The organism is Amycolatopsis pretoriensis (assembly GCF_900107925.1).
In the GTDB taxonomy this organism is placed as follows: domain Bacteria; phylum Actinomycetota; class Actinomycetes; order Mycobacteriales; family Pseudonocardiaceae; genus Amycolatopsis; species Amycolatopsis pretoriensis.
In genome coordinates, this window is sequence record NZ_FNUJ01000001.1 from 962302 (window position 1) to 988379 (window position 26078).

Below are 26078 nucleotides of genomic sequence, written 5' to 3' on the forward strand. Positions count from 1 at the left end.
GCGCCGGGTGGCCGCGGGTCTTGTCCGCTCACGCATGCCCGTTGACCGACCGCGAAGGGATGCGTCCCGCACGGCCGGGCGCGCGCCAGGCTGGGGCGCATGGACGTGATCGTGGTGGGTGCCGGCTCGGCCGGTTCGGTGGTGGCGCGGCGGCTGGTCGACGCGGGCGCGGCGGTGACGTTGCTGGAAGCGGGTGGTCCCGACGGGAACCCCGCCATCCACGACCCGGCCCGGGCCGGGGAACTGTGGCACGGTCCCGAGGACTGGGACCTGTACACGGTCCCGCAGCCGCACGCGGGCGGCCGGCGGCTGCACCTGCCGCGGGGTCGCGTGCTCGGCGGGTCGCACGCGCTCAACGCGATGATCTGGGTCCGCGGCGCGCCCGCGGACTACGACGGCTGGGGCCTGCCCGGCTGGAGCTGGGCCGACGTCGAGCCGGTGTTCGCGCGGATCGAGAAGGACCTCCTGGAGGTCGTGCCGAACGAGCCGCTGCACCCGATCCAGCGGTCCATAGTGGACGCCTGCGTCTCGGCCGGGCTGCCGCTGAACCCGGACTACAACAGCGGATCCCCGGACGGCGTCTCCGTCGAGCAGATCACCGTGCGCGACGGAAAGCGTTTCACCACTTGGCACGCCTACGGCCTTCCGGTGGCTTCGCGGATGACTGTCCACACGGGAGCTTTGGTGGAGCGGCTGGTCTTCTCGGGCTCCCGGGTGACCGGGGTGGTGGCGACGATCGACGGCGTGGTGCGGGAGTTGCCGGCCGACCTGGTGGTGCTCGCCGCGGGTGCCCTGGCCTCGCCCGCGATCCTGCTCCGCAGCGGCGTCGGCCCGGCGGACGAGCTGCGCGCGCTCGGCATCGACGTCGTCGCGGATCTCCCGGGAGTGGGCCGGAACCTGCACGATCACCTGCTCTCGCCGGTCGTCTTCACGACTTCGCGGGAGGTGGAACCGCCGGTGTCCGGCCGGTCGGTGACGCAGGTGCACTGGTTCTGGCGCAGCCGCCCGGGCCTGGCGGTGCCGGACACGCAGCCGATCTGCTTCAGCGTGCCGATGTACGAACCGTGGATGTCCGGGCCGCCGACCGGGTTCTCGCTGATGGCGGGCATGGTGACGCCGGCGAGCCGGGGCAGCCTGCGGCTGGCCCCGGACGGCTCGCCGCTGATCGACCTGGGGGCGCTGTCCGCGCCGGCCGACTTCGAGAGCCTGGTGGCGTCGGTCGAGCAGTGCCTCGCGGTCGGCCGGGAACCGGCGCTCGCTTCGGATTGGGGTGCCCGGCCGCTGTATCCGGGCCCGGCGGACGACGTCCGCGAGTACGTGCGGCGGACGGCGATCACGTACCACCACCAGGTCGGGACGTGCCGGATGGGCACCGGCGACGACGCGGTCGTGGACCCGCGGCTGGCGGTGCACGGACTCGAGGGACTGGTCGTCGCGGACGCGTCGGTGCTGCCCCGGGTGACGACGGGCAACACCAACGCGCCGGCGGTCCTGGTGGGGGAGCGGGCCGCGCGCTTCATCCTCGGGTGAGCAGGCGGCGCAGCCACGAAGACCGGGCCGCCAAGGCTGCCCGCGTCACCTCCGTGTCCGGGGCGAACCGGTCGAAGCCGTGGTGGGCGTCCGCCCAGACGTGCAGCTCGGTCGGTACCCCCGCCTGGGCGAGCCGCTGGGCGTACGTCACGTCCTCGTCGCGGAACAGCTCCGCCCCGCCGACCTCCACGAACGCCGGCGGCAGCCCGCTCAGGTCCGCCATCCGAGCCGGGGCCGCGTACGGGGACGTCCGCCCGTTCAGGAGACTGCGCCAGCCGAAGTCGTTGGCCTCCCGGGTCCACACGAGATCCGGGAGGTCCGCCGACGTCCGGTCGTCGAGCATCGGGCACAGCAGGAGCTGACCCGCCAACGCCGGCCCGCCGCGGTCCCGCGCGAGCAGCGCGACGCCCGCGCTCAGCCCGCCGCCCGCGCTGCCGCCACCGACGATCAACCGGGCGAAGGCGAACTCCGAGGCGAACCACTCGAGACCCGCGTAGCAGTCCTCGAGTGGCGTGGGGTGCGGGTGTTCGGGTGCGAGCCGGTACTCGACCGTCGCGCAGACGAACCCGAACTCCTCGATCAGCGCCACCAGCCGGGGCAGGTCGGCGAACCGGTCATCCAGCACCATCCCGCCGCCGTGGATGCTGTAGAGCCCGGGCGCGTCCGGCCGCGCGAGCCGGGGCCGCAGGACCGTGACGACCACCCCGCCGTCGAGGACGTGCTCCGACCACACGATGTCGCGGTCGCCGATCGCCTCCGCCGGGGTGAGGTTCTCCGCGCGGACGGCGGCGCGGACTTCGGCCAGAGTCTCGGCGGAGAGGTTCACGGGCCCTCCGGATCGACCGCGTCGCGGTCCGCCCAGAACGGCTCCACCAGGGCGCGCAGTTCGGCCGCGCCCACTTTGTCCACCAGCGCGACCGCCGCCAGGTTGTCGGTGAGCTGCTCGACGCTGGTGGCGCCGAACAACGTCGTCGTGTTCGCCGGGTGCGTGAGGGTGAAGGCCAGGCACAGCTGGGCCGGCGTCGCCCCGACGCTCGCGGCGGCCTTCGCGAGCCCGGCCGCCGAGTCCGCGATCCGCTGCCGGACGTCGCCGGGGTCCCGGCCGACCTGGCGCCCGCCCTTCCCAAGCAGCACCCCGCCCTCGAAGACGTCGGACGCCTGCAGCGAAACACCGAGGGAGAACACCGAGGCGAACGGGTCACCGTCCGGAATGGACCGGCGCGCGACGCTGTACTTGAGCTGCGCGATCGCCGGCCCGGGGACGCCGTCCGCGACGGCGAAGCCGTGCACCGCCTTGATCGCCGGCGCCGACCAGTTGTTGACGCCCCACTGTCCGATCAGGCCGGCCGAGTGCAGTTCGGCGAGGTCGGTGACGAGAGCGTGCAGGTCGGTGTCGTCGCGCCGCAGGTCGCCGAGGATGACGAGGTCGGCGTGCGAGACACCGGCGCGGAAGAAAGCGTTCTCCAGCTGGGCGCGCAAGCTGTGCTCGGGGTAGCCCTCGAGCCACAGCTTCGCCGACAGGAGGTAGTCCTCCCGGCGCAGGCCGGCGGCCCGGACCATGGCGGAGAACAGCACGTCGGTGAACACGGGCGGGCTGCCGGGCAGGCCGTACACGCCGACGTCGAAGAGGCTGATCCCGGCGTCGACGGCCGTCTGCAGCAGCGAAACGGCCTCGCGGAAGTCCATCCGGTCGTAGGTGTGCCACGAGCCGAGGGACAGGACGCCGGTGAGCGGGCCGTCGCGGCCGATGCGGCGCTGGGGGATGCGCACGGGAACTCCTAGGGAAGTCGGGGATCGATGACGGCTTTGAGCTCGCCGAGGCGGGACATCGACTCGACGGCGGCGGACGCGCCGGCCAGTCCGACCGGCGCGCTGAACAGCTCCGCCCAGGGCATCCGCGCGGAGAAGGCGCGGAAGAACTCGACCGAGCGGTGGTAGTCGGCGATGTCGCCGTTGAGCGAGCCGGCGATCGTCAGCTCCTTGCCCATCACCGTGCCCAGCGGCACCGGGGAGGGTGCCGGACCGGTCGACCCGACGATCGCGACCGTCCCGCGCTGGGCGGCGAACGCGACGGCTTCCGCGCCGACGGTCGGGCCGCCGGCGAAGTCGAAGACGTGGTCCGCGCCGCGGCCGCCGGTCAGCTCGCGCACGCGCTCGACGCGTTCGTCCGGAGTGGACTCGACGGACACGGTCGCGGTGGCCCCGAACCGTTCGGCCACCGCCAGCCGGTCGTCGGGGCCGCCGATCGTGATCACCGTCCCGGCGCCGCAGAGGCGTGCGACCGCCGTGGCGAACACGCCGAGCGCGCCGGCGCCCTGGACGACGACGGTCGCGTTCGGACGGATGCCGCCGGACCGCGCGACCGCCCGCAGCACGGTTTTGCCCGCGCAGCCGGACATCGACGCCCACGTGTCCTCGACGTCGTCCGGCAGCAGGAGCTTCGCCGCGCCCGGCGTGACGTAGCAGTACCGCGCCAGCCCGCCGGTGGCGTAGGGGAACCGATCCGATCGCTGGAGGAAGCCGTAGCCGCGGCTTTCGCACGCGACTGGCTCCCGCAGGATCGTGCAGCCGTGACACTTCCCGCACGTCGATTCCGACCAGCCGATCCGGTCGCCGCTCCGGATCTCCCGGCCGAGCGTGTCGGTCGTCCCGGGTCCGGTGGCGACGACTTCGCCGACCATCTCGTGTCCCAGCACCATCGGCAGCATGCCGGGCAGGCTCATCTGCCCGGTCCACAGGTGGACGTCGGTGCCGCACAACGTCGTGCAGGTGAGCCGGACGAGTGCCGCGCCGGGCTCCGGTTCGGCCGGGAGGGGCAGCTCGCGCAGTTCGAGGGGCGCGTGGTGGCCGGTGAGGACGGCGGCCTCCGTATGGGTGGGCAGAGCCATCTTTTTAGTCTACAGTCGTGGAAGAAAAAGTCCAGGGCCGGGAGGAAACCATGACGGCACAACGCATCCGGCCGGCGGACCTGGTGGTCCACGGGGGCCGGGTCCAGACGTTCGACGCCGTGGGCACGGTGGTGGACGGCCTGGCCGTGCGGGACGGCCGCATCGCCGCCGTCGAGGACGTCACCGGCCACATCGGACCGGACACCGAGGTGCTCGACCTCGCCGGCCGCACGGTGCTGCCCGGCATCAACGACGCGCACCTGCACGCCACCTGGCTCGGCGCGCGCTGGCCGCACCCGCTGCTCGGCGCGCCGCACGAGGAAACGCCGGTGGTGACGGCCGAAGACCGCCGGGCCGCCATCCTGCGCGCCGGGGACGTCTGCGCGGCGCTCGGCATCACCAGCTACACCGAACCCGGGCTCGGTCCTGGCGAGACCGGGTGCTTCTCGGCGGAAGTCCTCGACGAGTACGCGGCTCTGCACCGCGAAGGCCGGCTGCGGGCGCGCGTCACCGTGCTGCGCCTGTTCGGCCTCTTGGACGGCGCCAGTTCGCTGGCGGGTTTCACGCGTGGCCTCGCCACTCCGGTGCCGGACGCGGATCCGGAATGGCTCGCCGTCCCCGGCGTCAAGATCTTCGCCGACGGGATCCCGCCGATGCGCACGGCGTGGACGCACCACTGCTACGCCGACGGCACGCACGGTGCCCTGCTCGTCGACGGCCCCGGCGACGACGAACGCGCGGCCGCCCTGGCGGCGATGATCTCCTCGGCGCACGACGCCGGGCTGGTCGTCGGCGTGCACGCGACCGGCGAACGCAGCATCGAGGCCGCGCTGGAGCACCTGCGGGCCGGCGACCACATCGTGCACGGCGACCTCGTCACGCCCGCGCAGCTGCGGCGGATGGCTTCGCGACGAGTCGGCCTGACCACGCAACCGGTCATCGCCACCGCGATGCGGCCGATGGTCGCCACGGCGCTCGGCGACGACGTCGCCGCGAAGGCCTGGCCGCTGCGGGACATCCTGGACGCCGGGATCCAGCTCACCCTCAGCAGTGACGCGCCGGTCGTCACACCCGACTGGCGGGTCCACCTCGCCGCGGCGGGGGAGTTGCTGGGCGCGCGGGGTGGCACGCCCGAGCTGACCGCGCGGCTGCTCCGGTGCTACACGACCGAAGCCGCCGCGCAGGACGGATCCGCGGGGTGGAAAGGCTCCTTGGAGCCGGGGAAGGTGGCCGACTTCTGCGTCCTGGACGATGATCCCCTCGGCGTCGCGCTGGGCGACCTGCCGTCGGTCGCGGTCGAGCTGACCGTGACCGGCGGCCGGATCGTCCACAAGGGATAGTCAGGTGAGCAGCTGGCCGCCGTCGACCGCGAGGCTCACGCCGGTGATGTGGGCCGCGCCCGCCAGGAACACCACGGCGGGTACGACGTCCCCGACCTCGGCGATCCGGCCCAGGGGAATCCTCGACTCCCAGGCCGCGCGAGCCGCGGCGTCGGCGGCGAAACCGGCCGTCATCGGCGTGAGCACCGGCCCGGGGGCGACGGCGTTCACCCGGATTCCGTGCGGCGCCAGTTCCAGGGCCGCGGACCGGGTCAGCGCGTCGACCGCCGCCTTCGTGGCCTCGTAGTGGCCGAGCCCGGGCGTCGGTTGCCGGCCGCCGATCGACGAGACGTTCACGATCGCGCCGCGCGTGCCGGCCGCGACCATGTGCGCGCCGATCGCGCGGGTCATCAGGAACGTCCCGCGGAAGTTGACTCGCACGCACCGGTCGAAGACATCGACGTCCAAGTCGGTCAGCAGCCCGCCGCCGCCCGCGAGGCCGGCGTTGTTGACGAGGACGTCGACCGGCCCGAACCGGTCCGCGACCAGGGAGACGGCCGAGTCGACCGAGGCCGGGTCCGAGATGTCCAGTTCGACGTGCTCGGCCCCGATCTCGCGGGCGACGTCGTGCGCCGCGCGGACGTCCACATCGGCGACGACCACCCGGTCGCCCTCGCCGAGAAACGCTTCGGCGACACTCCGGCCGATTCCGCTCGCGCCCCCGGTGACCACCACGATCCGTGTTTTCATTCTACAATCGTAGACGAACGAAGTGCCGGTACGAAAGGAAAACCCGTGAGCGTGCTCGGAAACTCGGTCTTCGGCCTCGGTTCGTGGAACACCTGGGACCGGATGGCCCCCGGCGACGCCGCCCGGCTGCTGCGGACCGCCGTCGACGCCGGCGTCACGCTGTTCGACGTCGCCCACTACGACTTCGGCCCGCACGCCGAGAACTCGCGCACCGACATCCTCTTCGGCGAGGCCGTCCGGGAAGCCGGGATCGCCCGCGACGACTACGTGCTCTGCGGGAAGCTGTGGCTGTGGGACTACCCGCGCAGCGGGTTCGCCGAACAGCTCGAGACGTCGCTGGGCCGGATCGGCACCGGGCACGCGGACCTCGTCGTCGTGGGGGACTACCGGGAGCGTCCGGACATCCCGCGGGTCGTCACGGAGGTGGCCGAGCAGGTGCGGGCCGGGACGATCGGCGGCTGGGGCGTCAACAACTGGCTCGCGGCCGACCTCGATCTCGCCTACGAGTTCGCCGCCCGCGAAGGCCTGCCGGCGCCGGAGTTCGCGCAGCTGAAGTACTCCGTCGCCCGCCGTTCGATGGCCGAAGGCGAGTACTACGGCAAGCACATCGCGAGCGGCCGCCTGGTCCTGCAGGCCTCGGACGTCTTCGAAGGCGGCGTCCTGCTGGGCAATGCGGCACCGGCGCGGAAGATCGGCGCCGACGTCGGCGGGATCCGCGAGTCCATCGTGGACGCTTCCGCCGAGCTGGGCACGATCGCGGCGGACTTCGGCGCGACGCGAGCCCAGCTGGCCCTGGCGTTCTGCCTGGCGTACGCGCCGGTGGCGAACGTCCTGTTCGGAGTCAGCCGTGAGTCCCAGCTGACCGACAACCTGGCCGCCCTCGACCTGGCTCGCGAGCACGGTTCCGAGATCCGCACGGCGGTCGACCACCTCTGGCTGGACCGCGAAGTGAACCCCGACGGCACCTGGTGACGAGAAGGGGCGGCACTTTCACGTGAAAGTGCCGCCCCTTCTCGTCAGGGGGTGTCGAGGAAGGTGAGGGCCGCCGTGCGGAAGGGGAAGCAGCGCAGGGCAGCGCCGTGGTCGCCCGGCACCAGGAGGAGGTCGCTGCCCGGCACCAGCGGCACCAGGCTTTCGATGCCCCGGCTGATCGGGTCGTCCCGGCCGGCGACGAACCGCGTCGGCACGGTGATCGTCCCGACGCGCGGCGCGAACGGCTCCCGGCGCAGACCCTCGATGCAGTGCGCGAGCGCGACCGGGTCCCGGCCTGGAGCCGTGATCATCCGGGCGATCGCCGCCGTCAGCGGGTCTGAGGGGAGCTTCCCGCCGCCGGCGAAGCCCAGCGCCGCCTCGACGTCGACCGCGCCGAACGGCTCGTGCGGGCTGATCCCGGCCAGCACCAGGCGCCGAACGGGCAGCAGCGCGGGCAGTTCCCACGCCAGCCGCGCGCCGAGCGAGTAGCCGACGACGTCCACTTCGGACACGTCACCGACCGCCGACGCCAGTTCCTTCACCACCGCCTGCGGGGTCGCGTCGGCCGGCGCCGGGCTGGAGCCGTGCCCGGGCAGGTCGGGCACCAGCACCGGACGGCCGGACGCGGTGAGCGCCGCCGGCCAGCCCGTGCTGACCCAGTCGGTGTGCCCGTCGGAGGCGAACCCGTGCAGCAGCAACACCGGCGGTCCGGTGGGCGAGCCGCCCGGAGCGAACCGGCGCACGGCCAGGGAAGTCGGGAGCGTCAAGGAAGCCCTTTCTGACTAGGAACGGCGGAGTCGTTGCAGCTCGCTGAGCGTGCGGGCCCGGGCGTCGACGGCGAGCCGCAGCGCCGAACCGGCGAGGTTGAGGAGGAAGACGCAGACCATGATCGTCACGCCCGGCACCACGACCAGCCACGGCGCGACGACCAGGTACGAACGTCCTTCGGCGATCATGTTCCCCCAGGTCGGGGTGGGCGGGGCGATCCCGAGGCCGAGGAAGCTCATGGCACCGTCGACGAGCATCGCGGCCGCCGCCAGGATGACGACCTGCACCAAAGCCAGCGGCAGCACGTTGGGGAACACGTGCACCAGCAGGATCTTCCGGCGGCTCATCCCGGACACGCGTGCGGCGCCGATGTACTGCCGGCCGGCGACGCCGAGCACGCGGCTGCGGATCACCCGCGCGGTGAACGGCGTGAAGATCACCGTCAGCGCGATCAGCTCGGTCCAGATGCTCGCGCCGAGCGAGATGGCCAGCGCCATCGCGAGGATGATCGCGGGGAACGACATCCACGCGTCCATCAGCCGCATCAGCACCGCGTCGGCCGCCCGGTAGAAGCCGCTGACCAGGCCGATCACCATGCCGGAGAACGCGGCGCACAGCGTGATCAGCGCGGACAGCCCGAGTGACGCGCGCCCGCCGGACACCAGCCGGGCGAGCACGTCCCGGCCGAACGAGTCGGTCCCGAGCGGGTGGGCGCCCGACGGCGGCAGCAGCCGGTGCACCGGGTCGGTCGCGCTGACGCTCGGCAGGACGAACGGCAGCACCACGACGGCCAGCACGATCAGGCCGAGCAGCACGGAGGCGACGAGCAGGGTGCGGTTCCTCATGCCACCCGCACCTTCGGGTCGAGCAGCGCGTACGACAGGTCGACCAGCAGGTTGACCACGACGAACAGCACCGCGACGAACAACGTCACGCCCTGGATCAACGGGAAGTCGCGAGTGGACACCGCGCCCATGAGCAGGTGGCCCAGTCCCGGCACCACGAAGATCGACTCGATGATCACGATCCCGCCGACCAGCATGGCGAAGTTGCTGCCCAGCTGCGTGACCAGCGGCATCAGCGCGTTCGGCAGGACGTGCTTCAGCAGCACCCGCCGCTCGGGCAGGCCTTTGACGCGCGCGGTGCGCAGGTAGGCCAGCGGCAGTTCGCCGAGGACGCTCTCGCGCAACGTGAGGACGAACAACGCCGTCTGCCCGATCACCAGCACCGTCACCGGCAGCACCAGCGCGGGCACCGCGGCGACCGGGTCGGTCAGCAGGTCGTGGTAGCCGCTGGAGGGGAACCACCGCAGCGTCACCGAGAAGACGAGCACGAGCACCAGGGAGATCCAGAAGTCCGGCATCGCCATGCCGAGCGCCGAGAGCCGGTCGAGCGCGCGGGCCACCGGGTTGCGCGGCGACACCGCCTGCCACGCCGTGATCGCCACCGACAGGAAGAAGCTGATGACCGTCGACAGCACCGCCAGCGTCAACGTCGGCACGATGTGTGCGGCGACCACGTCGAGCACCGGCTGGTGGTAGGTGATCGACGTCCCGAAGTCGCCCCGCAGCACGTGCCCGGCCCAGGTCAGGTACTGCTGCCAGAGCGAGCCGTCCAGGCCCAGGCTCGACCGCAGCGCGGCGACGTCCGCCGGGCGCGCGGTCGGGCCGAGGATGGCCTGGGCCGGGTCACCCGGGATCAGCCGGATGACGAAGAACATCATCGTGCCGACGATGACCAGTATGATCGCCAGATCGCGCAGCCGGCGCAGCAGCACGGCGGTCATGCGGCCAGCCAGGAGTTCCAGAAGACGCGGTAGAAATCGCCGTAGCCCTTGAGCCGCGGGGTGTAGGCCGCGTACAGCTTCGACTGGCTGAGCGTGATCACCGACAGCTGCTTCCACGTGAAGGCCTGGAGCTTGTCGATGACGGCCTTGGCCTGCTCCGGCGTCGTCGAGGCGTTGAACTCGGTCATCAGCCCGTCCAGCTCCGGCGACGACGAGCCGTTCAGCGTGCCGAGGGTGAGCGCGGGCATCTGCGCGGGCGAGGTCAGCGACGAGTCGAAGAACAGCGTCGTGATGTCCCAGCCGCCGGGGTCCTTGGTGAGCGTGCCGAGCATCGTGGCGAAGTCGTAGGTGTCGATCTTGGCCTGCAGCCCGATCTTGCCCAGCTCGTCCTGGATGAGCACGGCCCACTTGCCGAACTCGGGGTAGGAGTTCGTGGTGACGATGTGGATCGTCGCCCCGGCGGTGATGCCGGCCTCGGCGAGCAGCTGCTTCGCGCGCGCCGGGTCGTGTTGCTTGTAGACGTCTTCACCGGCCGTCGAGTACGACGCCTTGTTGTCCGGCGAGGCGAACGCGCCGGTCTCGATCGTCAGGTCCTTGCTGCCGCCGGTCGCCGCGTTGATGGCGGGCTTGTCCAGCAGCAGGTTCAGCGCCTGGCGCGCCCGCGGGTCGGCGAACTTCGAGCCGGGGTTGAAGTTGGGGATGATGACGTTCTCGTTGCCGCCGGGCAGGTTGTGCACGACGAGGCCGGAGTTGGCCTTGAGCTGCTCGTACTGGTCGTTGGCCGGCATCGCGTGGTCCCACTGGCCGGTCTGCAGGCCGTTGACCAGCGCGTCCTGGTCGCCGACGATCTTGTAGGTGACCGTGTCGAGGTAGGCGTGCTTGGCCCCGGCCTGCCCGCCCCAGTCCTCTTCGGACCGCGACTTGTAGCCGTCGTAGCGCGCCAGCACCAGCTGCTGGCCGATGTCCCAGCTCTTCAGCTTGTACGGCCCGGTGCCGATCGCCTTGTCCTGGCCGAAGCCGGTCGCGGGCAGGCCGACGAGGTTCTTGGCCTCGTAGATCTCGGTGCCCGCGCCGGCCAGCTCGTCGATCAGCGGGTAGCGCGGCCGCTTGAGCTTGATCGTCACCGTCGCCGGGTCCGGCGCGGCGATCGCGTCGATGTCCGGGGTGACCAGCTGGCCGGTGCGGTGGCTCTTCTGCCAGCGCTGCAGGCTGGCGACGACGTCGTTCGCGGTCAGCGGGGCGCCGTCCTGGAACGTGACGCCCTGGCGGAGCTTGAACGTGTAGGTGAGCCGGTCCGCGCTCGTGTCGTAGGTGTTGACGAGCATCGGCCGGGCCACGAAGTGCTGGTCGACCTCGAACAGCTTCTCGTACATCATGTTGCCGATCTGCGCGGTGACCTGGCCGGGGTTGGCGACCATGTCGAGCGACTGCGGATCGGTGGGGACGGCGACGGTGAGGTTGCCGCCGCGGACCGGCGGCCCGTCGGCGGCACCGGTGCCGGAGGAGGCGCTGCCCATGCAGCCGGCGAGCAGCGTGGCCGCGACGGCCAGGGCGGCGAACAGCGGAGTTCTTTTCATGGGCGCGTCGATCCTGTGTGGGGGAGGGCGGGCAGGTCGGGGTTGGCGGCGAGCAGCCGCCGGGTGTAGTCGTGCCGCGGGGCGAGCCGGATCTCCTCGGGCGTGCCCGTTTCGATCAGCTCGCCGCGGTACATCACGCCGACGCGGTCGGCGACCGAGAGCACGAGGCTGAGGTTGTGGGTGATGAACAGCAGGCTGAGCGTGCGGGTGCGGCGCAGGTCCAGCAGCAGGTTCATGACCTGGCCCTGCACCGAGACGTCGAGGGCGGACGTCGGCTCGTCGGCGACGATCAGCTCGGGCCCGGCGGCGATCGCGCGGGCGATGGAGACGCGCTGGCGCTGCCCGCCGGACAGCTGCGACGGCAGCTTCCCGGCGGTGTCCTTCGGCAGGCCGACTTCGTCGATCAGGTCGGTGACGCGCCGGTCGAGCTCGGCGCCGCGCAGGGGAGTCAGTTCTTTCAACGGCTCGGCGATGATCCGCGCCGCGGTGTGGCGCGGGTCCAGGGAACTCTGCGGGTCCTGGAAGATCAGCTGGACGCGGCGGCGGAACGCGCGTTCGTCGCCGGTCAGCCCGGCGGGGGTGATCCCGTGCGCGCCGAAGGCGATCGTGCCCGACGTCGGCGGTTCGAGGGCGGTCACCAGCCGGCCGAGGGTGGACTTGCCGGAGCCGGATTCCCCGACCAGGCCGAAGAACTCGCCCGCCGGGATCTCCAGGGAGACCTCCCGCACGGCGTGCACCCGTCCTTTTCGTCCGTACACTTTGGACGCGGCGGTGATCGTCAGCGGCGGTCCCTCGACCACCCGGTCCGGCCGGGGTTTCAGGGTCCGGGTCTCGACGGCTTCGGTGCCGCCGCCGGCCATCGCGGATTCGAGCAGCGCGGGGGAGATGGTCGGGAAGCCGTCGCGGCGGCTGACGCCGAGCTGCGGCACGCACCCGAGCAGCGCGCGCGTGTAGGGGTGCCGGGGCCGCGTCAGGACTTCGTCCCGCGAGCCGGTCTCGACCAGGCGGCCGCGGTACATGACCGCGATCCGGTCGGCTACCTGCGCGGCGACCCCCATGTCGTGGGTGATGAACACGCAGGCGGTGCCGTGGTCGCGGCGCACCCGGTCGAAGAGCGTGAGGATCTCCGCCTGCGTGGTGACGTCCAGCGCGGTGGTCGGCTCGTCGGCGATGAGCAGGTCGGGGTCGGCCATCAGCGCGAGCGCGATCATCACGCGCTGCTGCATCCCGCCGGAGAGCTGGTGCGGGTACTGCCGCAGGAACCGGTCGGTGTCGGTGAGCCCGACCTCGGTCAGCAGCCGCCGTGCCTTCGCTTCGGCGCGCTTGCGCAGCGGGCTGCCGCGCCGGGCCGCCTGGCCGGGCAGCGAGCCGGCTTCGCGGTAGGCCTCGACCAGCTGGCCGCCCACGCGCCGGCCCGGGTTCAGGGAGTCGAGCGCCTCCTGGAAGATCATGCCGATCCGCGGGCCGCGGTAGGCGCGCATGGTGTCGGCGGGCAGCTTCGTGACGTCCACGCCGTCGATCGCGATCTCACCGCGGGTGCGGACCGGGGCGACGAACTCGAGCAGGCGGATGATCGACAGGGCGGTGACGGTCTTGCCGCTGCCGGACTCGCCGACCACGCAGAGCGTCTGCCCCTGCGCGAGATCGAGGGACAGTTCCCGCACGAGTTCGCGCTCGGTGTCCCCGGCGACCACACCCACGGTGAAGTCCCGGATTTCGAGCAGCGTCATGGATTCCCCTTCCTCGTGCCCGCCGCGACGGGCGGGCCGGACTGCCGGGCACCGGCAGGGGTAGTTCTACGCATGTTGACACTCGGGTCAGGCGGTGTCAATGGTTTTATTCTACAAACGTAGGAAGTTGAATCCTCACCGGTTTTTGGTGCTGTGCGGGCGAAATCGGCACTGGACTCGTTTATCTACGCATGTAGAGTGTCCGCGTCGAACAGAAGGAGGACGACGTGACGACGACCCCAGCCACGCCGGAACGGATCGTGGACATCGCGGTGGGCTACATGGCCGCGCAACAGCTCTTCGCCGCCAACCGGATCGGCCTGTTCCCGGCACTGGCCGACGGACCGGCGACCGCCGCCGACCTCGCCGGGCGGACCGGCCGGCCGGAGAAGATCACCCGGATCCTCGCCGACACCATGGCTTCCCTCGGCCTGCTGTCCCGCGTGGACGGTCGCTACGCGCTCACTACGGACACCGCCGAGCACCTCGGGGGAGGAGGTCTGGACCTCGCGCCGTTCCTGACCTTCCTCGAAACGATCAGCTACCCCCACTGGCAGCAGTTCACGCACACCACCGACACCGGCGAGCCCGGCGAACTCGACCTCACCGGCGACCGCTGGGGCACCTTCCTCGGCGGGGTCATGGTGTATAACGCCCTACACGCTCGGCAGCTAGCGCGAGCCTTCGACTTCGGCGGCTGCAAGAACCTCCTCGACCTGGGCGGGCTTTCGCCCGAATTCGCGCTCGGCGCGTTGCGGGCCAACGACGTCCTGCGCGCCACGTTCGTCTACGACCCGCGGTCGGTACCGTCGGTGACGTCCGCGGTGGCGTCGCTCGCCGACCGCACGACGGTCGTCGGCGCCCCGACCCCGGACGCCGAACCCGAGGGCGAGTTCGACCTGGTCATGGTGAACCACGTGGTGCACCGGTTCTCCGCCGGCGAGAACCGCGCGATCCTGCGGCACGCGCGGGCCGCGGCGGCGCCGGGTGCGCGGCTGCTGCTGCTCGACTTCTTCCTGGACGACGACGCCGAGCCGCGGGCGCTCGACGCGCTGCATGCGGGGGAGTACCTGGTCATCGACGGCACGGTCGTGTACCCCGAGGCGGACGTCCGTGGCTGGCTGGCCGAAGCGGGGTGGCGGCCGGTGGACCGGCTGACGCTGCCGGGCTCGCCGCGGGTCCTCGTCGCGGAAGCGGTGTGAGCATGAGCCTCGACCCCGCCGTCCGGGAGATGCTGGCGCAGAGCCCGGAAGCGCCGGACCGCCCGATGACGGCCGTGGAGCTGCGAGCCGCTTTCGCCGCCTCCCGGCCGAGTCCGGGTGCGGTGGCGCCGGTCGCGTCGGTGACCGAGCACCGGCTGCCCGGTGGCCTCCGGGTCCGGTTGTACCTGCCGGAGGCGGCCGGCCCGGTGCCGGTGTTCCTCTGGATCCACGGGGGCGGCTGGACGATCGGCTCGGTCGACGAGAACGAGGTCGCGTCGCGGGCGGTCTGCGCTGCCGCGTCGGTCGCGGTGGCGGCCGTCGAGTACCGGCTCGCGCCCGAACACCCGTACCCGACCGCGCCGGAAGACTGCTACGCGGTGCTGGAATGGCTGGCGGCGGGCGGCGCGGGGCCGGCGGTGGACCCCGCCGCGATCGCGGTCGGCGGCGAGAGCGCCGGCGGCAACCTGTCCACTGTGGTCTCGCTGATGACGCGGGACCGCGGTGGGCCGCCGATCGCGGCGCAGGTGCTGATCTGCCCGGTGTTCGGCCACCCCGACGACGGGTTCGCGTCCTATGCGGACTTCGCGACGGGCTACGGCATGACGGCCGACGCGATGCGGTTCTTCTTCGCCCAGTACGTCCCGGATCCGTCGGTTTCGGACGATGCCTACCTGTTGCCGTCGCGGGCTTCCGACCTCTCGGGCCTGCCGCCGGCGCTGGTGCTGACGGCGGAGTACGACGTCCTGCGCGACGAGGGTGAGGCCTTCGCGGCCCGGCTCGCCGACGCCGGGGTCGCGGTCGACGTCCACCGGTACGCCGGGCAGATCCACGGGTTCTACGGGTTGTACACGGACCTGCCGGCGTCGCCGCGGTCGCACGCCGAAGTGGCGGCGTACCTGCGGGGGATCTTCGGCTGAGGGGTCAGGGGCGGGTGAGCCGCTCCAGGAGGGACTCCAGGTGCCGGTGCTGGAGCCCGACCGTGGAGAACTCACCCGCCACCAGGCTCATCACGTTCGCGCCCGCGTTGAGCAGGACGATCTCGTCGACGATCTGCTCGTCCGGGGTCTCGGTGACGACGTCGCCGTCTTCGCGGCCCTCGGCTAGGAAGCGGTGCAGGAGGCCGCGCCACTCGCGGACGTGCTCGAGGTACTTGTCGTGCATCCGCCGGTTGCCCAGGGACATCTGCCAGAAGATCATGAGGACGCGCCCGGCGGTGATGCGCTCCTCGTCGATGGGCATCGAGGACACGCAGATCTCGCGCAGGGCGTCGAGCCCGCGGCGGCCGTCGAGGTCGACGTACTGGCGCATCATGTCGAGGGCGCGCTCGTAGGTGGCCGCGATGATGTCTTCCTTGCCGGGGAAGTACAGCTTGAGGGCGCCGTTGGCGAACCCGGCCGCGGCGGCGATCTCGCGCATGGTGGCGGCTTCGATCCCGCCGCGCACGATGAGGTCCCAGGTGACGTCGACGATGTCCCTGCGCCGCTGGTCGTGGTCGATGATCTTGGGCACCCGGCACCTCCCGCACTGGTTTCTCTACCAGTGTAGGAGAAACTACCCGCGAGTACCGACCCGGGCTAGCCGGCGAACACCCGCTTCCCGGCGAACCACGTCTCGGCGACCCGCGTTCCGGCCACGTCGGCCGTCTCGAAGGGATTCCGGTCCAGCACGACGAAGTCCGCCGACCGGCCCGGGGTCAGTGCTCCCGTGACGTCGTCGAGGCCGCACGCCCGGGCGCCGCCGAGGGTGAACACCTCGATCGCCTCGGCCAGCGTGATCGCCTGTTCCGGCCACAGTGCGCCCGGCCGGCGGCCGTGCGGGTCTTCGCGCGACACCAGGCCCGCGATGCCCTCCCACGCGTTCGGTGACTCGCTGACCGGCCAGTCCGACCCGCCGGCGACCAGCGCGCCGGTGTCCAGCAGTGTCCGGTTCGGCTGCATCCGGGACGCGCGCTCCGCGGGCAGCACGTCCGCGATCGCGTCCGGGATGACGCCCGGCACCCACAGGAACGGCGAAATGTCCGCCGCCACGCCGAGGGCCGCGAACCGCGGGAGGTCGTCCGGGTGCACGAATTGCCCGTGCGCCACTTGGAACCGCGTGTCCGCGAACCCCGCGGCCCGCACCTGCCCGACGGCGTCGAGGAACTGCCGCACGGACGCGTCCCCGGTGCAGTGCACCTTCGCCGAGAAGCCCGCCGCGGCCGCCGTGAGCAGCCACTCGGTCAGCTCCTCGGGCGGCATGGTCGTCGAGCCGTGGAAGCAGCCGCCGTGGACGTCGTCGGGCAGGTACGGCTCGAGGAACGCCGCCGTGCGCGTCGGTGGGACGCCGTCGAGGAAGATCTTCACGAAGTCCGGGCGGTGGTGCTCGGTGCGGTAGCGCCCGGCGACCTCCAGCAGCGGCGCGCCGACCGGGTCGAACCCGAAGATCGGGTCGTTGACCAGCAGCGACGACACGACCCACGCGGCCAGCTCGCCGTCGGTGTCCAGCGAGTGCAGCGCGCCGAGGATGTCGGTCGAGACCCCGGCGTCCTGGAACGCGGTGACGCCGAAGCCGTGCAGGATCTCGATCGCGCGCTGCGAGGCGCGCCGGTGCTGCTCGGGTGTCAGCTCGCCGGTGACCCGCTCGACGAGCACGCCGGCGGCCTCCAGGAGCAGGCCGCTCGGCTCTTCGCCGTCCCGCACGATGACCCCGCCGGCGGGGTCCGGCGTGGCCGCGGTGATGCCGGCCAGCTCCAGCGCGCGGCTGCTCACCCAGCGGTTGTGCCGGCTGTCGTCGGCCAGCGACACCGGCCGCCCGCCCGCGGCGTCGTCGAGCGCGCGCCGGGCGGCCACTGTGGACAGCTTCGAGACCAGGGTGGACGCCCACGCGCCGCCGGTCAGCCACTCGTCCGGGCCGAGCGAGGCGGCCCGGGCGCGGACCGCGTCGAGGATGTCCTCGAAGCCCGCGTTGGCGCCGAAGGTGAGTTCGTACAGGTCCGCGCGGCCGGCCATCGCGTGGTGGTTGTGCACGTCGACCAGACCCGGCATGACGAACGCGCCGCCGAGGTCGCGCACCTCGGTCTCCGGGCCGATCTCCTCGTCGGCGGTGAGCTTCCCGCCGGCGACGGCCAGCGAGGACGCCCACGGCCGGGTGGTGTCCACTGTGTACACGACGGCGTTGGTGAGGACCAGGTCGGCGGCCACGGCTCAGCCCTCCGCCGGGTCGTACGGTCCGGGGTGGACGGTGGTGCTCAGCAGCCGGCCGTGGGCGCCGAAGGTGAAGTGCGTCGGCTGCTCGCCGGTGGCGTCGAGTCCGAAGAGGACGCCGTGCGAGCGCAGGGCGCGGGCGTCGCGGTGGTCGGCGACCGTCACCGACGCGCACGGGATCACCTTCTCCCGCCACGTGAAGACGTGGATGCCGGGCCGCAGCCGGTAGACGGTGTTCTCGTCGGTGTCGGCCAGCCCGCGTTCGGGCCCGGCCAGGCACTGCCAGGTGTACCAGTGCGGGCTGAGGTAGACGTGCTCGTAAGCGTGCTCGGCGCTGTACACCCACAGCACGCGGCGGCCGATCAGTGCGGTGCTCGGGGCCATCGCCTCGCCGCGGACGTCGTGGCCGTCGATGGTCGCGGGCCGGAAGTCCTGGGTGACGCGCGGGGTGCCGTGGTCGCCGATCGTGGTGGTGACGACCAGCGCGCGGCCGTCGCGCAGGTCCAGGAAGAGTGAGACCGCCTCGCGTCCGGTCGGCTCTACCTGGACGTAGTAGAGGTCGTCGTCCACCAGGAACGTCTCGTCGGTGCCGTGCCAGGTGAAGAGCGGGCCGGTGTCGTCGCGCAGGACGAATTCGCGGCCGTGCAGGTCGTCGACGGTGGGTGCCTTGTTCGCGTCGAAGCCGGGTGCGAGGCCGTCGAGGGGGAGCCAGGTGGAGGTGTCCGAAAGAGTCATTTTTCCTCAGTGGTCGCAGTGGTCGCCCGCGGGCAGGTCGAGCGCGGGGTTGCGGTCGCAGAAGCCGTTGGGCCGGAACAGGAAGCCGGACTTGTCGACGGGCATCACCGGCCAGTCCTCCGGCCGGGGGACGTGGGTGGGGCCGAAGACGTGCCAGAGCACGAGGTCGGCGTCGACGAGGTCGCGGTCCGCGGCGGTCCAGGCGGGCAGGCCCGCGCCGCCGGGGTGGGCGTTGGGTCGCTCGCCGGCCGGGTAGCGCTCGTCGTCGCGGTACGGCGTCGCCCACAGGTGCCGCGTCGCGAAGGTGGCCCGGGCGTGCACGGACGCTTCCGGCCGGGCCATCAGCGTCGCCGACGGGCGCGGGACGAGCTGGTACGCGGTCGGCTTGCCCAGCCGGTTGACCCGGTCCGCGCTGCGGACCTCCCAGACGCGGGCATGGGCCGGGTCGGCGTGCCGCTGGGCCTCGCTTTCGGTCCGCAGCGGCGTGCTCCGCCAGGTGAACGCGTTGCCGTACGGGTTGTCCGGGCCGGTCGGCACGCCCACGACGTCGACCTCGTGCAGGCTGGTGCGCTCGCCGTCGACCTCGACGTCGAGCCGGGCGCAGAAGAGGTGCTGGTGCACCGGCGCGAACAACCCCGGCGCGAGCTCGGTGGCGTGTGGCTGGTCCTGCCCGGGCGTGCCGGCGCCGCAGAAGACGATGCCGGTGGCCTTCGCCTCGAACTCGATCGAGCCGTCGAGGTGGAGGTACCAGTAGTGGCCGTAGTCGTAGTTGCCGATGGTCGAGATCGAGGAGACGACCAGCCGCCGCGAGCGGCGCACCTCCGGCGTCCCGGCGAGGTCGGTGTGCTTCCAGAGGATGCCGTCGTCCTCTTCGTGCAGGCAGATCGCGCGCGGGATTTCGACGGGCTCGCCGTGGTCGTCGGCGACCCAGGCCGGGAAGTAGCGGATCTCGCCGACGCAGTCGCAGCCGAGGCGCAGGTCGTTGCCGTTCTTGCCGAACTGGTACTCGCCGGCGTCGAAGTAGCTGATCCAGAACCGGCCGGGCGCGACGTCCCCGTACGGGACCACCATCTCCGGGACGGAGGCCCGGTACAGGACCGGCCGGTCCTGGAAGCTCACCTGGTGCAGCGTCAGGCCTTCGCGGGAGTTGAAGCCGACGCGCAGGCGCCAGCCCTCCCAGGTCACCTCCGTGCCGTCGACGGCGAAGCTCGGGCCGTCGGGCTGGGTGATCTCGATGGGCCGTTGGGTCGTCCGGGCCGGGACGCCGGTGTAGCGGCCGTGCTCGGCCGGCACCGGGACGTCACCCTCGTCCTCGACGCGCAGGACCTCCTGCCGGGTGAGGTCGAGGTGAACGATGAGGCCTTCGACCGGGTGGGCCCACGGGCTGTCGCCGTCGTCCTCGCGCAGGAAGGTCAGCGAGCGCAGGACGCGGCCGGACTCGTCCTCGCGGCCGAAGTGACCGGGCGCGAGGGGCGCGCAGAAGGCGTGGTCGATCCGGTCGCCGAGGCCGCGGCGGGCCATCGCGGCCTGCCAGCCCGCGGCGGCCTTGGTCAGCTGCTCGGCGAGTTCGTACTCCTCGAAGAGGTAGGACGGCTGGCCGGGGTCGGTGCTCCAGCCGGCCCAGCCGACCTCACCCTTGGTGACGTCGACGACGGCTTCGCCCGATTCGCCGGTGGCGGTGTCGAGCAGGGTGTAGCGGATCCGCCGGGTCCCGGCGCCGGCGCGGACGTCGGCCTTGCCGGGTTCGAGCGGCACGACCTGCGGAAACCGGACGGAGTCGGGGACGAGCCCGGCGTCGGCGAGGAGGGCGCGCCCGGCGGAGAGTTCGGCGGCGGTCAGCGGGTCGAGGGGGTGCGGCGTGCTCACCCTGGGCAGTCTCGCGCGCTTCGCCCTCGCGCGGAACCCGCCCGTGCGGCGGCGGACAACAAGGCTGCACTCGACGCCAACCGCGGGCGGGGTGCGCGCGGTGAGGATGGGCGCATGGGATGGGAACTGGCCGGCAAGGCGGTGCTGGTGACCGGCGGGGCGTCGGGCATCGGGCTGGCGTGCGTGCGAGCGTTTCGGGCGGAGGGGGCGCGGGTCGGGGTGATCGACCGGCACGCGGGCCCCTGGGCGGAGGTGGCCGAGCGGGACCCGGGGCCGTGGGCGGAGGTGGCCGAGCGGGACGCGGGGCCGTGGGCGGAGGTGGCCGAGCGGGCACCGGCCGACGCGGGCGCACGCTCGCCGGCTCGGGCCGGTTCGGGTGGCGGTGCCGAGCACCGGCCGCTGCCCGCGGTCGGCGCCGAGCCGGTCGGCCGCTCACCGGGCTCGGTGCTCGGTTCGGGAGAGGCGGCCGATCACCGGCCGCAGCCCGCGGCGGCCGGCGCCGTGTCGGCCGGCTCGGATGGGGCTGCCGAATCGGGTGGGGCTACCGCTCCTCGGCTGCTGCCCAGGGTCGCCGATGCCGGCCTCGCCTTCGCCCGCGCCGACGTCACCGATGAACCCGCCTTCGCCGCCGCCGTCGACACCCTCGCCCGTCACCTCGGCGGGTTCGATGTTGTCGTCGGCTGTGCCGGGGTCTCCGGGCCCGTCGGCAAGCCCCTCGCCGAAACCACCGCCGCCGAGGTCGCCGCCGTGCTGGCCGTCAACGTCACCGGCCCCTTCCTGCTGGTCAAACACGCCCTGCCGCACCTGGCCGACGGTGGCTCGGTCGTCCTGCTCGGCAGCGACTCCGCGTTCACCGCCGCGCCCGGCATGGTGCCCTACTGCGCCTCCAAGGGCGCCGTCGTCGCCCTGACCCGGGCCCTCTCCGTCGAAGTCCCCGGCGTCCGCGTCAACTGCGTCTGCCCGTCGGTCGTCGACACCCCGATGGCGCGCGGCGACCTCGGAGACCTCCTCGACGACCCCGCCTTCCCCGTCCAGGCCGCCGAGGACGTCGCCCGCCAGGTGCTCTTCCTCGCGTCCCCCGCGTCCCGGCCGGTCAACGGCCAAGCCCTGCTGGCCGACTTCGGGATGTCGGCCCGTTCAGCCTTCCCCGCCTAGGAAAGGATCCACAGTGGACACACCGAACAGGGTCGTCGCCATCACCGGCGGCGGCACCGGCATCGGCGCGGCCGTCGCCCGGCGCTACTCCGGCGAGGGCGCCCACGTCGTCGTGCTCGGCCGGCGGCGCGGCCCCCTCGAGAAGGTCGCCGCGGAAACCGGCGCGCACGTCATCGCCTGCGACGCGAGCGTGCGCGACGACGCCGAAACCGCGGTCGCCGAGATCATCGGCAAATTCGGGCGGCTCGACGTCGTCGTCGCCAACGCCGGCGGCCACGGCCTCTCGTCCGTCGTCGACACCGGCGACGACGAGTGGGAGCTCGCCCTGCGCTCGAACCTCTCCAGCGCGTTCGTGCTGTGCCGGGCCGCGCTGCCGTCGCTGGTGGAGACCGGCGGGCAGGTCGTCGTGGTGTCGTCGCTGGCCGGGTTGTTCGCCGGGCCGAACGTCGCCGGGTACACCGTCGCCAAGCACGCGCTGATCGGCCTCACCCGCTCGATCGCCCGCGACTTCGGGTCACGCGGGGTGCGCGCGAACGCGGTCTGCCCGGGCTGGGTCCGCACGCCGATGGCCGACGGCGAGATGGACCAGTTCGCCGCGGCGGCGGGCTTCACCGGCGGTCACGACGAGGGCTACCGCCGCGTGACGGCGGAGGTCCCGCTGCGCCGCCCGGCCGAGCCCGAGGAGATCGCGGCGGTGGTCCGGTTCCTGGGCTCGGCGGAGTCGTCGTACATCACGGGCGCGGTTCTCGTCGCCGACGGCGGCGCCCACGCGGTGGACCTGCCGACGCTGGCCTTCGAGCGCGCCGGCATGTGAGTCAGGACCCCAGGTAGGCGGTGTGCAACGTCGCGGGGGAGTCCAGCAGCGTCTGGGCGTCCCCCGCGTACGTCACCCGGCCCGAGGAGACCACCAAAGCCTCCTGCGCGACGCCGAGTGCCAAGTGCGTGAACTGCTCCACCAGCAGGATCGCCGCTCCTTCGGCGGCGAACCGCGTCACCACCGGCAGCAGCCGCGTGAACACGACCGGCGCCAAGCCGAGGGACATCTCGTCGATCAGCAGGAACGCCGGGCGCGCCGCGAACGCCCGCGCCAGCACCACCATCTGCTGCTCGCCGCCGGACAACAGGGCCGCGGGGGAGTCGCGCCGCTTGTCGAGCTCGGGGAACAGCTCCAGCACGGCGTCGAGCCGGTCCGGGGTGCGCGCGGTCAGGCGCAGGTTTTCCATGACCGTCAGCCCGGGGAACACCGCCCGGCCCTGCTCGATGTGCGCCAGCCCGAGCCGCGCCCGCGCCACCCGCGAGTGCCGGGTGACGTTCACCGCACCCACGTGGACGCTGCCCGCCGCCGGCGCCACGACCCCCGACACGGCCTCCAGGAGGCTCGTCTTCCCGGCGCCGTTGGGCCCGACCAGCGCGGTGATCCGGCCGGGTTCCAGAGCGAACCCGACATCGCGGATGACCGGGCCGGCGCCGCGCTCGACCGTCAGTCCGTGCACTCGCAACGTCGTCACAGCAGCTCCGTTTCGCCCATGTACGCCTTGAGGACGGCCGGGTCGGCCAGCACGTCCGCCTGCGGCCCGCTCGCCAGGACCTCGCCGAAGTCGAGCACCGTCAGCCGGTCGCACACCGACCGCACGAGGTCGAGGTCGTGCTCGATGAGCAGCACCGACACCCCGAACCGGGCCGGGACCTGCCGCAGCCGCCGCCCGAACGCCACGTGCTCCTCGTGGGGCAGGCCGGCCGCCGGTTCGTCGAGCAGCAGCACCCGCGGCCGGGCCAGCAGGTGCCCGACGACCTCGACGAGCCGCCGCGCGCCCGCGTCCACCCGGGACAACGGCGTCCGGGCCGGCGGGCAGCCGAAGAACTCGAGCGCGTCGGCGACCTCGCGGCCGGTGACCCGGCGCCGGGCGACGAACCGGACGTAGGCGCCCACCGTCAGCCCGGGCGGGACGCGGTCCTGCTGGAACGTCCGCCGCAGCCCGCGCCGCGCCCGCCGGGTGGGTGAGCCGGTCAACGGGCGGCCGTCGAGCGTCACGGTTCCGGTGGCGCGCGGAAGGAAGCCGCTGATGACGTCGACCAAAGTGGACTTGCCGGCGCCGTTCGGTCCGATCACGCCGAGGATGCCGTGTTCCGGCACGGAGATGTCCACTTCGGACAACGCGCGAACGTGACCGAAGTGGACACTCAGGCCACGCACCTCCAGGACCGGATCGCCGGGTGGCAACGGCTCGACCTCCGGGATGTCGGTGAGGCCGAGGCCGGTGGGCTTGCGGGACCGGTACCAGAGGTTCCGCACGGCCGTGCCGAGGTTGCCGCGCCCGGCCAGGGCCTGGATGCCGAGCACGCCGAAGATGACGAACCCCCAGTCCTGCGGCACGCCCCAGCGCTTGAGCAGCTCCGGCACGGCGACCCAGAGGAGCGCGCCGAACACCGCCATGTCGATCAGGTGCGCGCCGGACATGATGGCCAGGACGTACAGCGCGAGCGACTGGATGGCGGTGAAACTGGCCGGGAAGGCGAGCCCGACCTGGCCGGTGAGCAGGCCGCCGCTGACCCCGCCGAGCGCGGCGCTGACCGCGAAGGCCGTCAGCTTCGACGTCCGCACGCCGGCGCCGACCGCGGCGGTGCCCCGCTCGGAGAAGGCGACGAGGTGCCACCTGCTGCCCCAGCGGCCGCGGCGCAGGAAGTGCACGACGAGTCCGCACGCGACCAGGACGAGGACGGCGAAGAGGAAGTACGACCGGTCGTCGGAGAACGCGTCCGGCCGCTCGATCGAGAGGCCCTCGGTGGCGCCGGGGAACTGGATCTGCACCAGCGTGAGGTCCGCGGCGGCGGCCAGTCCGAGGGTGACGACGGCAAGGGTGATGCCGCGCAGCCGCAGCGCGGGCAGCCCGACGAGCACCCCGGCCACCGCGGCGGCCAGCCCGCCGAGCAGCAGCCAGACGACGAACCCGCCGGGCACGCCGGCGACGTTGCAGGCCGAGACGACGAACGCGCCGACCGCGGCGAAGGTGAGCTGGCAGAGGGAGATCATCCCGGCGGTCCCGGTGACGACGCCGAGCCCGAGCAACGCGATCGCCGCGACGACGGCGGTGACGCCGAGGTAGACGAAGTAACCGGCGAGCCCGACGCTCAGCGCATAGCCGACGCCGATCGCTGCGGCCGCGACGGCGAAGGGGAGGCTTGCCCGCGCGAGGGGGTTTTCAGTGAGCCGCACTGCGCACCGCCTTTCCGGCCGAGGTCGGTTGGTGCACCGGCCGGCCGGGGGAGTTGTCGTTCAGGAGCAAGGAGGGCCGCCTTTCGAGCCGCGGAGAGCCGGCGTGGCCCCGGTCAGCGGCGGCCATTGGCCGGCCTGCCCGCGCGAGGGGGTTTCTGAGAGCCGCACAGCGCGCCGCCTTTTCGCCCGCGGGGAGCCGGGCGCAGACCCTGCCGGCGGCGACCACCGCTCGGCCGCCCGGCCCACGGCGGCCGCGGCGGTGAAGAGGCTTGCCCGGGGGAGGGGGGCTTCTGAGCGCCGCACAGCGCACCGGGCAGCTGCCCGGTGCACGGCGGCGGCGGTGAGGCGGAGGCTCGCCAGCGCAAGGGCGTTTTCAGGGCGCCGCACAGCGCGCCGCCTTTTCGCCCGCGGCGAGCCGGCGGCGCCCACTCCCGGCCGCGGTGGGCCGCCTTTCCGGCCGGCCCGGCCGCGGCTGCGAGGAGCCGAAGCGAACCGGCCGCCCGGCCCGCACCGCCAACCCGACCGAGCGGCAACCGTCACCGAGCCGCATCCCACACCTCCTTGCGCTGCGTCCACAGCAGCAGCGCCACGATCACCAGGAACGGCAGGAAGTACCGCAGCACCGACAGCTTGTCCGACTGCGCGACCGCCCCCTGTGCCATCCCCAGCACCAATCCACCCGCCACCGCCAAGTCGAGCCGCCGGAAGCCGCCCAGCAGGGCTGCCGCCGCTGCCGGGACCACCAGCATCGCCAGCGATGTCGGGTCGTTCGACTGCGACGGTGCCACGATCGACACCGCCAGCGTCGCGATCACCCCCGTCGCCGTCCAGACGCCGACGGAGAGGGGCCGGGCCGGGATGCCCAGCAGCTCCGCCGTCGTGGGCCGCTCCGACAGCGCGCGCAGCCGGACGCCGAGCGTCGTGCGGGCCAGCACCACCCGGCAGCCCAGTGCCACCAGCGCCGCCAGCGCGACCGTCACCACCGTGACCTGGCTGACCACCACGCCGCCGACCGTGAACGCCGGTCCGGCCAGCAGCGGGCGGAACGGCTGCGGCTTGTTGCCGAACAGGATGAACGCCAGCGAGATCAGCAGCAGGAGCACCGCGACCGTCACCGCCGAGCGCGTGCCGGTGTCCGCTTCGGCGAGCCACGTCGAGACGATCCAGCCGAGGACCGCGCTCAGCGCGCCGCCGAGCACGATCCCCGCCAGAGTGGCCAGCCACTCCGGGAGTCCCCAGTGGACGGCCAGGAACACCGCGACGTAACACCCGAACATCCCGGTGGCGGACTGCGCGAAGTTGACCACGCGCACCAGGCGCGACATCAGCGTCAGGCACACCGCGAGCACCGCGTACAGGCCACCGGCGGCGAGACCGGCGAGAGCGCCCTGCAGCATGACCGTC

Annotated in this window: 23 protein-coding genes; 7 read left to right on the forward strand and 16 right to left on the reverse strand. The window is 72.8% G+C overall.

What is annotated here, in order from left to right; translation table 11 throughout:
• The first annotated feature begins 99 nt into the window (after positions 1-99).
• Positions 100-1530, forward strand: a complete 1431-nt coding sequence (locus BLV96_RS04560) for a GMC family oxidoreductase (RefSeq protein ID WP_086677370.1) — start codon at positions 100-102, stop codon at positions 1528-1530.
• Here BLV96_RS04560 and BLV96_RS04565 read toward each other — a convergent pair.
• From BLV96_RS04565 to BLV96_RS04575, 3 genes are read right to left on the reverse strand one after another with little or no spacing between them, the layout of a single operon-like run.
• On the reverse strand, positions 1517-2356 hold the full coding sequence (locus BLV96_RS04565; protein ID WP_244180044.1) for an alpha/beta hydrolase: 840 nt from the start codon (positions 2354-2356) through the stop codon (positions 1517-1519). The genes BLV96_RS04560 and BLV96_RS04565 overlap by 14 nt on opposite strands.
• Positions 2353-3300 (reverse strand): aldo/keto reductase, encoded by a 948-nt coding sequence (locus tag BLV96_RS04570; RefSeq protein ID WP_086677368.1) that lies wholly within the window; start codon positions 3298-3300, stop codon positions 2353-2355. Before BLV96_RS04570 ends, BLV96_RS04565 begins: the two co-directional genes overlap by 4 nt.
• Positions 3301-3308: 8 nt before the next feature.
• Positions 3309-4412: a zinc-binding dehydrogenase gene (locus tag BLV96_RS04575; protein WP_086677376.1), complete on the reverse strand. Its 1104-nt coding sequence runs from the start codon at positions 4410-4412 to the stop codon at positions 3309-3311.
• A 56-nt stretch (positions 4413-4468) separates the two neighbouring features.
• On the opposite strand from BLV96_RS04575, the gene BLV96_RS04580 reads away from it, so the two are divergent.
• Positions 4469-5758 (forward strand): amidohydrolase, encoded by a 1290-nt coding sequence (locus tag BLV96_RS04580; RefSeq protein WP_086677366.1) that lies wholly within the window; start codon positions 4469-4471, stop codon positions 5756-5758.
• Here BLV96_RS04580 and BLV96_RS04585 read toward each other — a convergent pair whose 3' ends face one another.
• Positions 5759-6487, reverse strand: a complete 729-nt coding sequence (locus BLV96_RS04585) for an SDR family NAD(P)-dependent oxidoreductase (protein WP_086677364.1) — start codon at positions 6485-6487, stop codon at positions 5759-5761.
• Between the two features lie 45 nt (positions 6488-6532).
• Here BLV96_RS04585 and BLV96_RS04590 point away from each other — a divergent pair, with 45 nt between their 5' ends.
• Positions 6533-7459 carry an aldo/keto reductase gene (locus BLV96_RS04590; RefSeq protein WP_279627521.1) on the forward strand — a complete coding sequence of 309 codons (927 nt, stop codon included), beginning with the start codon at positions 6533-6535 and terminating at the stop codon, positions 7457-7459.
• Positions 7460-7503: 44 nt separating this feature from the next.
• Here the strand turns inward: BLV96_RS04590 and BLV96_RS04595 are convergent, their stop codons facing one another.
• From BLV96_RS04595 to BLV96_RS04615, 5 genes are read right to left on the reverse strand one after another with little or no spacing between them, the layout of a single operon-like run.
• Complete coding sequence (locus tag BLV96_RS04595; RefSeq protein WP_341866070.1) at positions 7504-8226, reverse strand: alpha/beta fold hydrolase; 723 nt, start codon at positions 8224-8226, stop codon at positions 7504-7506.
• Between the two features lie 15 nt (positions 8227-8241).
• On the reverse strand, positions 8242-9072 hold the full coding sequence (locus BLV96_RS04600) for an ABC transporter permease (protein WP_086685312.1): 831 nt from the start codon (positions 9070-9072) through the stop codon (positions 8242-8244).
• Complete coding sequence (locus tag BLV96_RS04605) at positions 9069-10013, reverse strand: ABC transporter permease (protein ID WP_091388763.1); 945 nt, start codon at positions 10011-10013, stop codon at positions 9069-9071. The genes BLV96_RS04600 and BLV96_RS04605 overlap by 4 nt, the downstream gene beginning before the upstream one ends.
• Positions 10010-11590, reverse strand: coding sequence for an ABC transporter substrate-binding protein (locus BLV96_RS04610; protein ID WP_091388767.1), 1581 nt, complete (start codon positions 11588-11590; stop codon positions 10010-10012). The genes BLV96_RS04605 and BLV96_RS04610 overlap by 4 nt, the downstream gene beginning before the upstream one ends.
• On the reverse strand, positions 11587-13320 hold the full coding sequence (locus tag BLV96_RS04615) for a dipeptide ABC transporter ATP-binding protein (protein WP_091388770.1): 1734 nt from the start codon (positions 13318-13320) through the stop codon (positions 11587-11589). Before BLV96_RS04615 ends, BLV96_RS04610 begins: the two co-directional genes overlap by 4 nt.
• 227 nt (positions 13321-13547) lie before the next feature.
• Here BLV96_RS04615 and BLV96_RS04620 point away from each other — a divergent pair, with 227 nt between their 5' ends.
• Complete coding sequence (locus BLV96_RS04620) at positions 13548-14522, forward strand: methyltransferase domain-containing protein (protein WP_086679211.1); 975 nt, start codon at positions 13548-13550, stop codon at positions 14520-14522.
• Positions 14519-15439, forward strand: coding sequence for an alpha/beta hydrolase (locus BLV96_RS04625; RefSeq protein ID WP_086679212.1), 921 nt, complete (start codon positions 14519-14521; stop codon positions 15437-15439). The genes BLV96_RS04620 and BLV96_RS04625 overlap by 4 nt, the downstream gene beginning before the upstream one ends.
• A 4-nt stretch (positions 15440-15443) precedes the next feature.
• Here BLV96_RS04625 and BLV96_RS04630 read toward each other — a convergent pair whose 3' ends face one another.
• The 4 genes from BLV96_RS04630 to BLV96_RS04645 all read right to left on the reverse strand — a co-directional run bounded on the left by BLV96_RS04630 (position 15444) and on the right by BLV96_RS04645 (position 20305).
• Positions 15444-16031, reverse strand: a complete 588-nt coding sequence (locus BLV96_RS04630; protein WP_086679213.1) for a TetR/AcrR family transcriptional regulator — start codon at positions 16029-16031, stop codon at positions 15444-15446.
• Between the two features lie 65 nt (positions 16032-16096).
• Positions 16097-17701, reverse strand: a complete 1605-nt coding sequence (locus tag BLV96_RS04635) for an amidohydrolase (RefSeq protein ID WP_086679214.1) — start codon at positions 17699-17701, stop codon at positions 16097-16099.
• Between the two features lie 3 nt (positions 17702-17704).
• Positions 17705-18439: a MoaF C-terminal domain-containing protein gene (locus BLV96_RS04640; RefSeq protein ID WP_086679215.1), complete on the reverse strand. Its 735-nt coding sequence runs from the start codon at positions 18437-18439 to the stop codon at positions 17705-17707.
• Positions 18440-18445: 6 nt separating this feature from the next.
• Positions 18446-20305: a primary-amine oxidase gene (locus tag BLV96_RS04645; RefSeq protein WP_091388773.1), complete on the reverse strand. Its 1860-nt coding sequence runs from the start codon at positions 20303-20305 to the stop codon at positions 18446-18448.
• Positions 20306-20419: 114 nt separating this feature from the next.
• Here BLV96_RS04645 and BLV96_RS04655 point away from each other — a divergent pair, with 114 nt between their 5' ends.
• Together BLV96_RS04655 and BLV96_RS04660 are read left to right on the forward strand one after the other, a co-directional pair.
• The gene (locus tag BLV96_RS04655; protein ID WP_244180046.1) at positions 20420-21460 is read left to right on the forward strand and encodes an SDR family oxidoreductase; all 1041 of its coding nucleotides are present in this window, start codon (positions 20420-20422) and stop codon (positions 21458-21460) included.
• A gap of 13 nt (positions 21461-21473) precedes the next feature.
• Positions 21474-22274, forward strand: coding sequence for an SDR family NAD(P)-dependent oxidoreductase (locus tag BLV96_RS04660; RefSeq protein ID WP_086674166.1), 801 nt, complete (start codon positions 21474-21476; stop codon positions 22272-22274).
• 1 nt (position 22275) lies between these two features.
• Here the strand turns inward: BLV96_RS04660 and BLV96_RS04665 are convergent, their stop codons facing one another.
• From BLV96_RS04665 to BLV96_RS04675, 3 genes are all read right to left on the reverse strand, one after another.
• Entirely contained in the window at positions 22276-22968 is a 693-nt protein-coding gene (locus tag BLV96_RS04665) for an ABC transporter ATP-binding protein (protein WP_086674167.1), read from the reverse strand.
• Positions 22965-24674 carry a branched-chain amino acid ABC transporter ATP-binding protein/permease gene (locus tag BLV96_RS04670; RefSeq protein WP_086674168.1) on the reverse strand — a complete coding sequence of 570 codons (1710 nt, stop codon included), beginning with the start codon at positions 24672-24674 and terminating at the stop codon, positions 22965-22967. Before BLV96_RS04670 ends, BLV96_RS04665 begins: the two co-directional genes overlap by 4 nt.
• A 536-nt stretch (positions 24675-25210) precedes the next feature.
• Entirely contained in the window at positions 25211-26071 is an 861-nt protein-coding gene (locus BLV96_RS04675) for a branched-chain amino acid ABC transporter permease (RefSeq protein ID WP_086674169.1), read from the reverse strand.
• Positions 26072-26078 lie beyond the last annotated feature (7 nt).

What these genes read in the sequence shown, in the direction of transcription:
- BLV96_RS04560 (WP_086677370.1), top strand. Translation starts at nt 100, where the DNA reads ATGGACGTGATCGTGGTGGGTGCCGGCTCGGCCGGTTCGGTGGTGGCG.
- BLV96_RS04580 (WP_086677366.1), top strand. Translation starts at nt 4,469, where the DNA reads ATGACGGCACAACGCATCCGGCCGGCGGACCTGGTGGTCCACGGGGGC.
- BLV96_RS04585 (WP_086677364.1), bottom strand. Translation starts at nt 6,487, where the DNA reads ATGAAAACACGGATCGTGGTGGTCACCGGGGGCGCGAGCGGAATCGGC.
- BLV96_RS04600 (WP_086685312.1), bottom strand. Translation starts at nt 9,072, where the DNA reads ATGAGGAACCGCACCCTGCTCGTCGCCTCCGTGCTGCTCGGCCTGATC.
- BLV96_RS04605 (WP_091388763.1), bottom strand. Translation starts at nt 10,013, where the DNA reads ATGACCGCCGTGCTGCTGCGCCGGCTGCGCGATCTGGCGATCATACTG.
- BLV96_RS04610 (WP_091388767.1), bottom strand. Translation starts at nt 11,590, where the DNA reads ATGAAAAGAACTCCGCTGTTCGCCGCCCTGGCCGTCGCGGCCACGCTG.
- BLV96_RS04615 (WP_091388770.1), bottom strand. Translation starts at nt 13,320, where the DNA reads ATGACGCTGCTCGAAATCCGGGACTTCACCGTGGGTGTGGTCGCCGGG.
- BLV96_RS04640 (WP_086679215.1), bottom strand. Translation starts at nt 18,439, where the DNA reads ATGACTCTTTCGGACACCTCCACCTGGCTCCCCCTCGACGGCCTCGCA.
- BLV96_RS04655 (WP_244180046.1), top strand. Translation starts at nt 20,420, where the DNA reads ATGGGATGGGAACTGGCCGGCAAGGCGGTGCTGGTGACCGGCGGGGCG.
- BLV96_RS04675 (WP_086674169.1), bottom strand. Translation starts at nt 26,071, where the DNA reads ATGCTGCAGGGCGCTCTCGCCGGTCTCGCCGCCGGTGGCCTGTACGCG.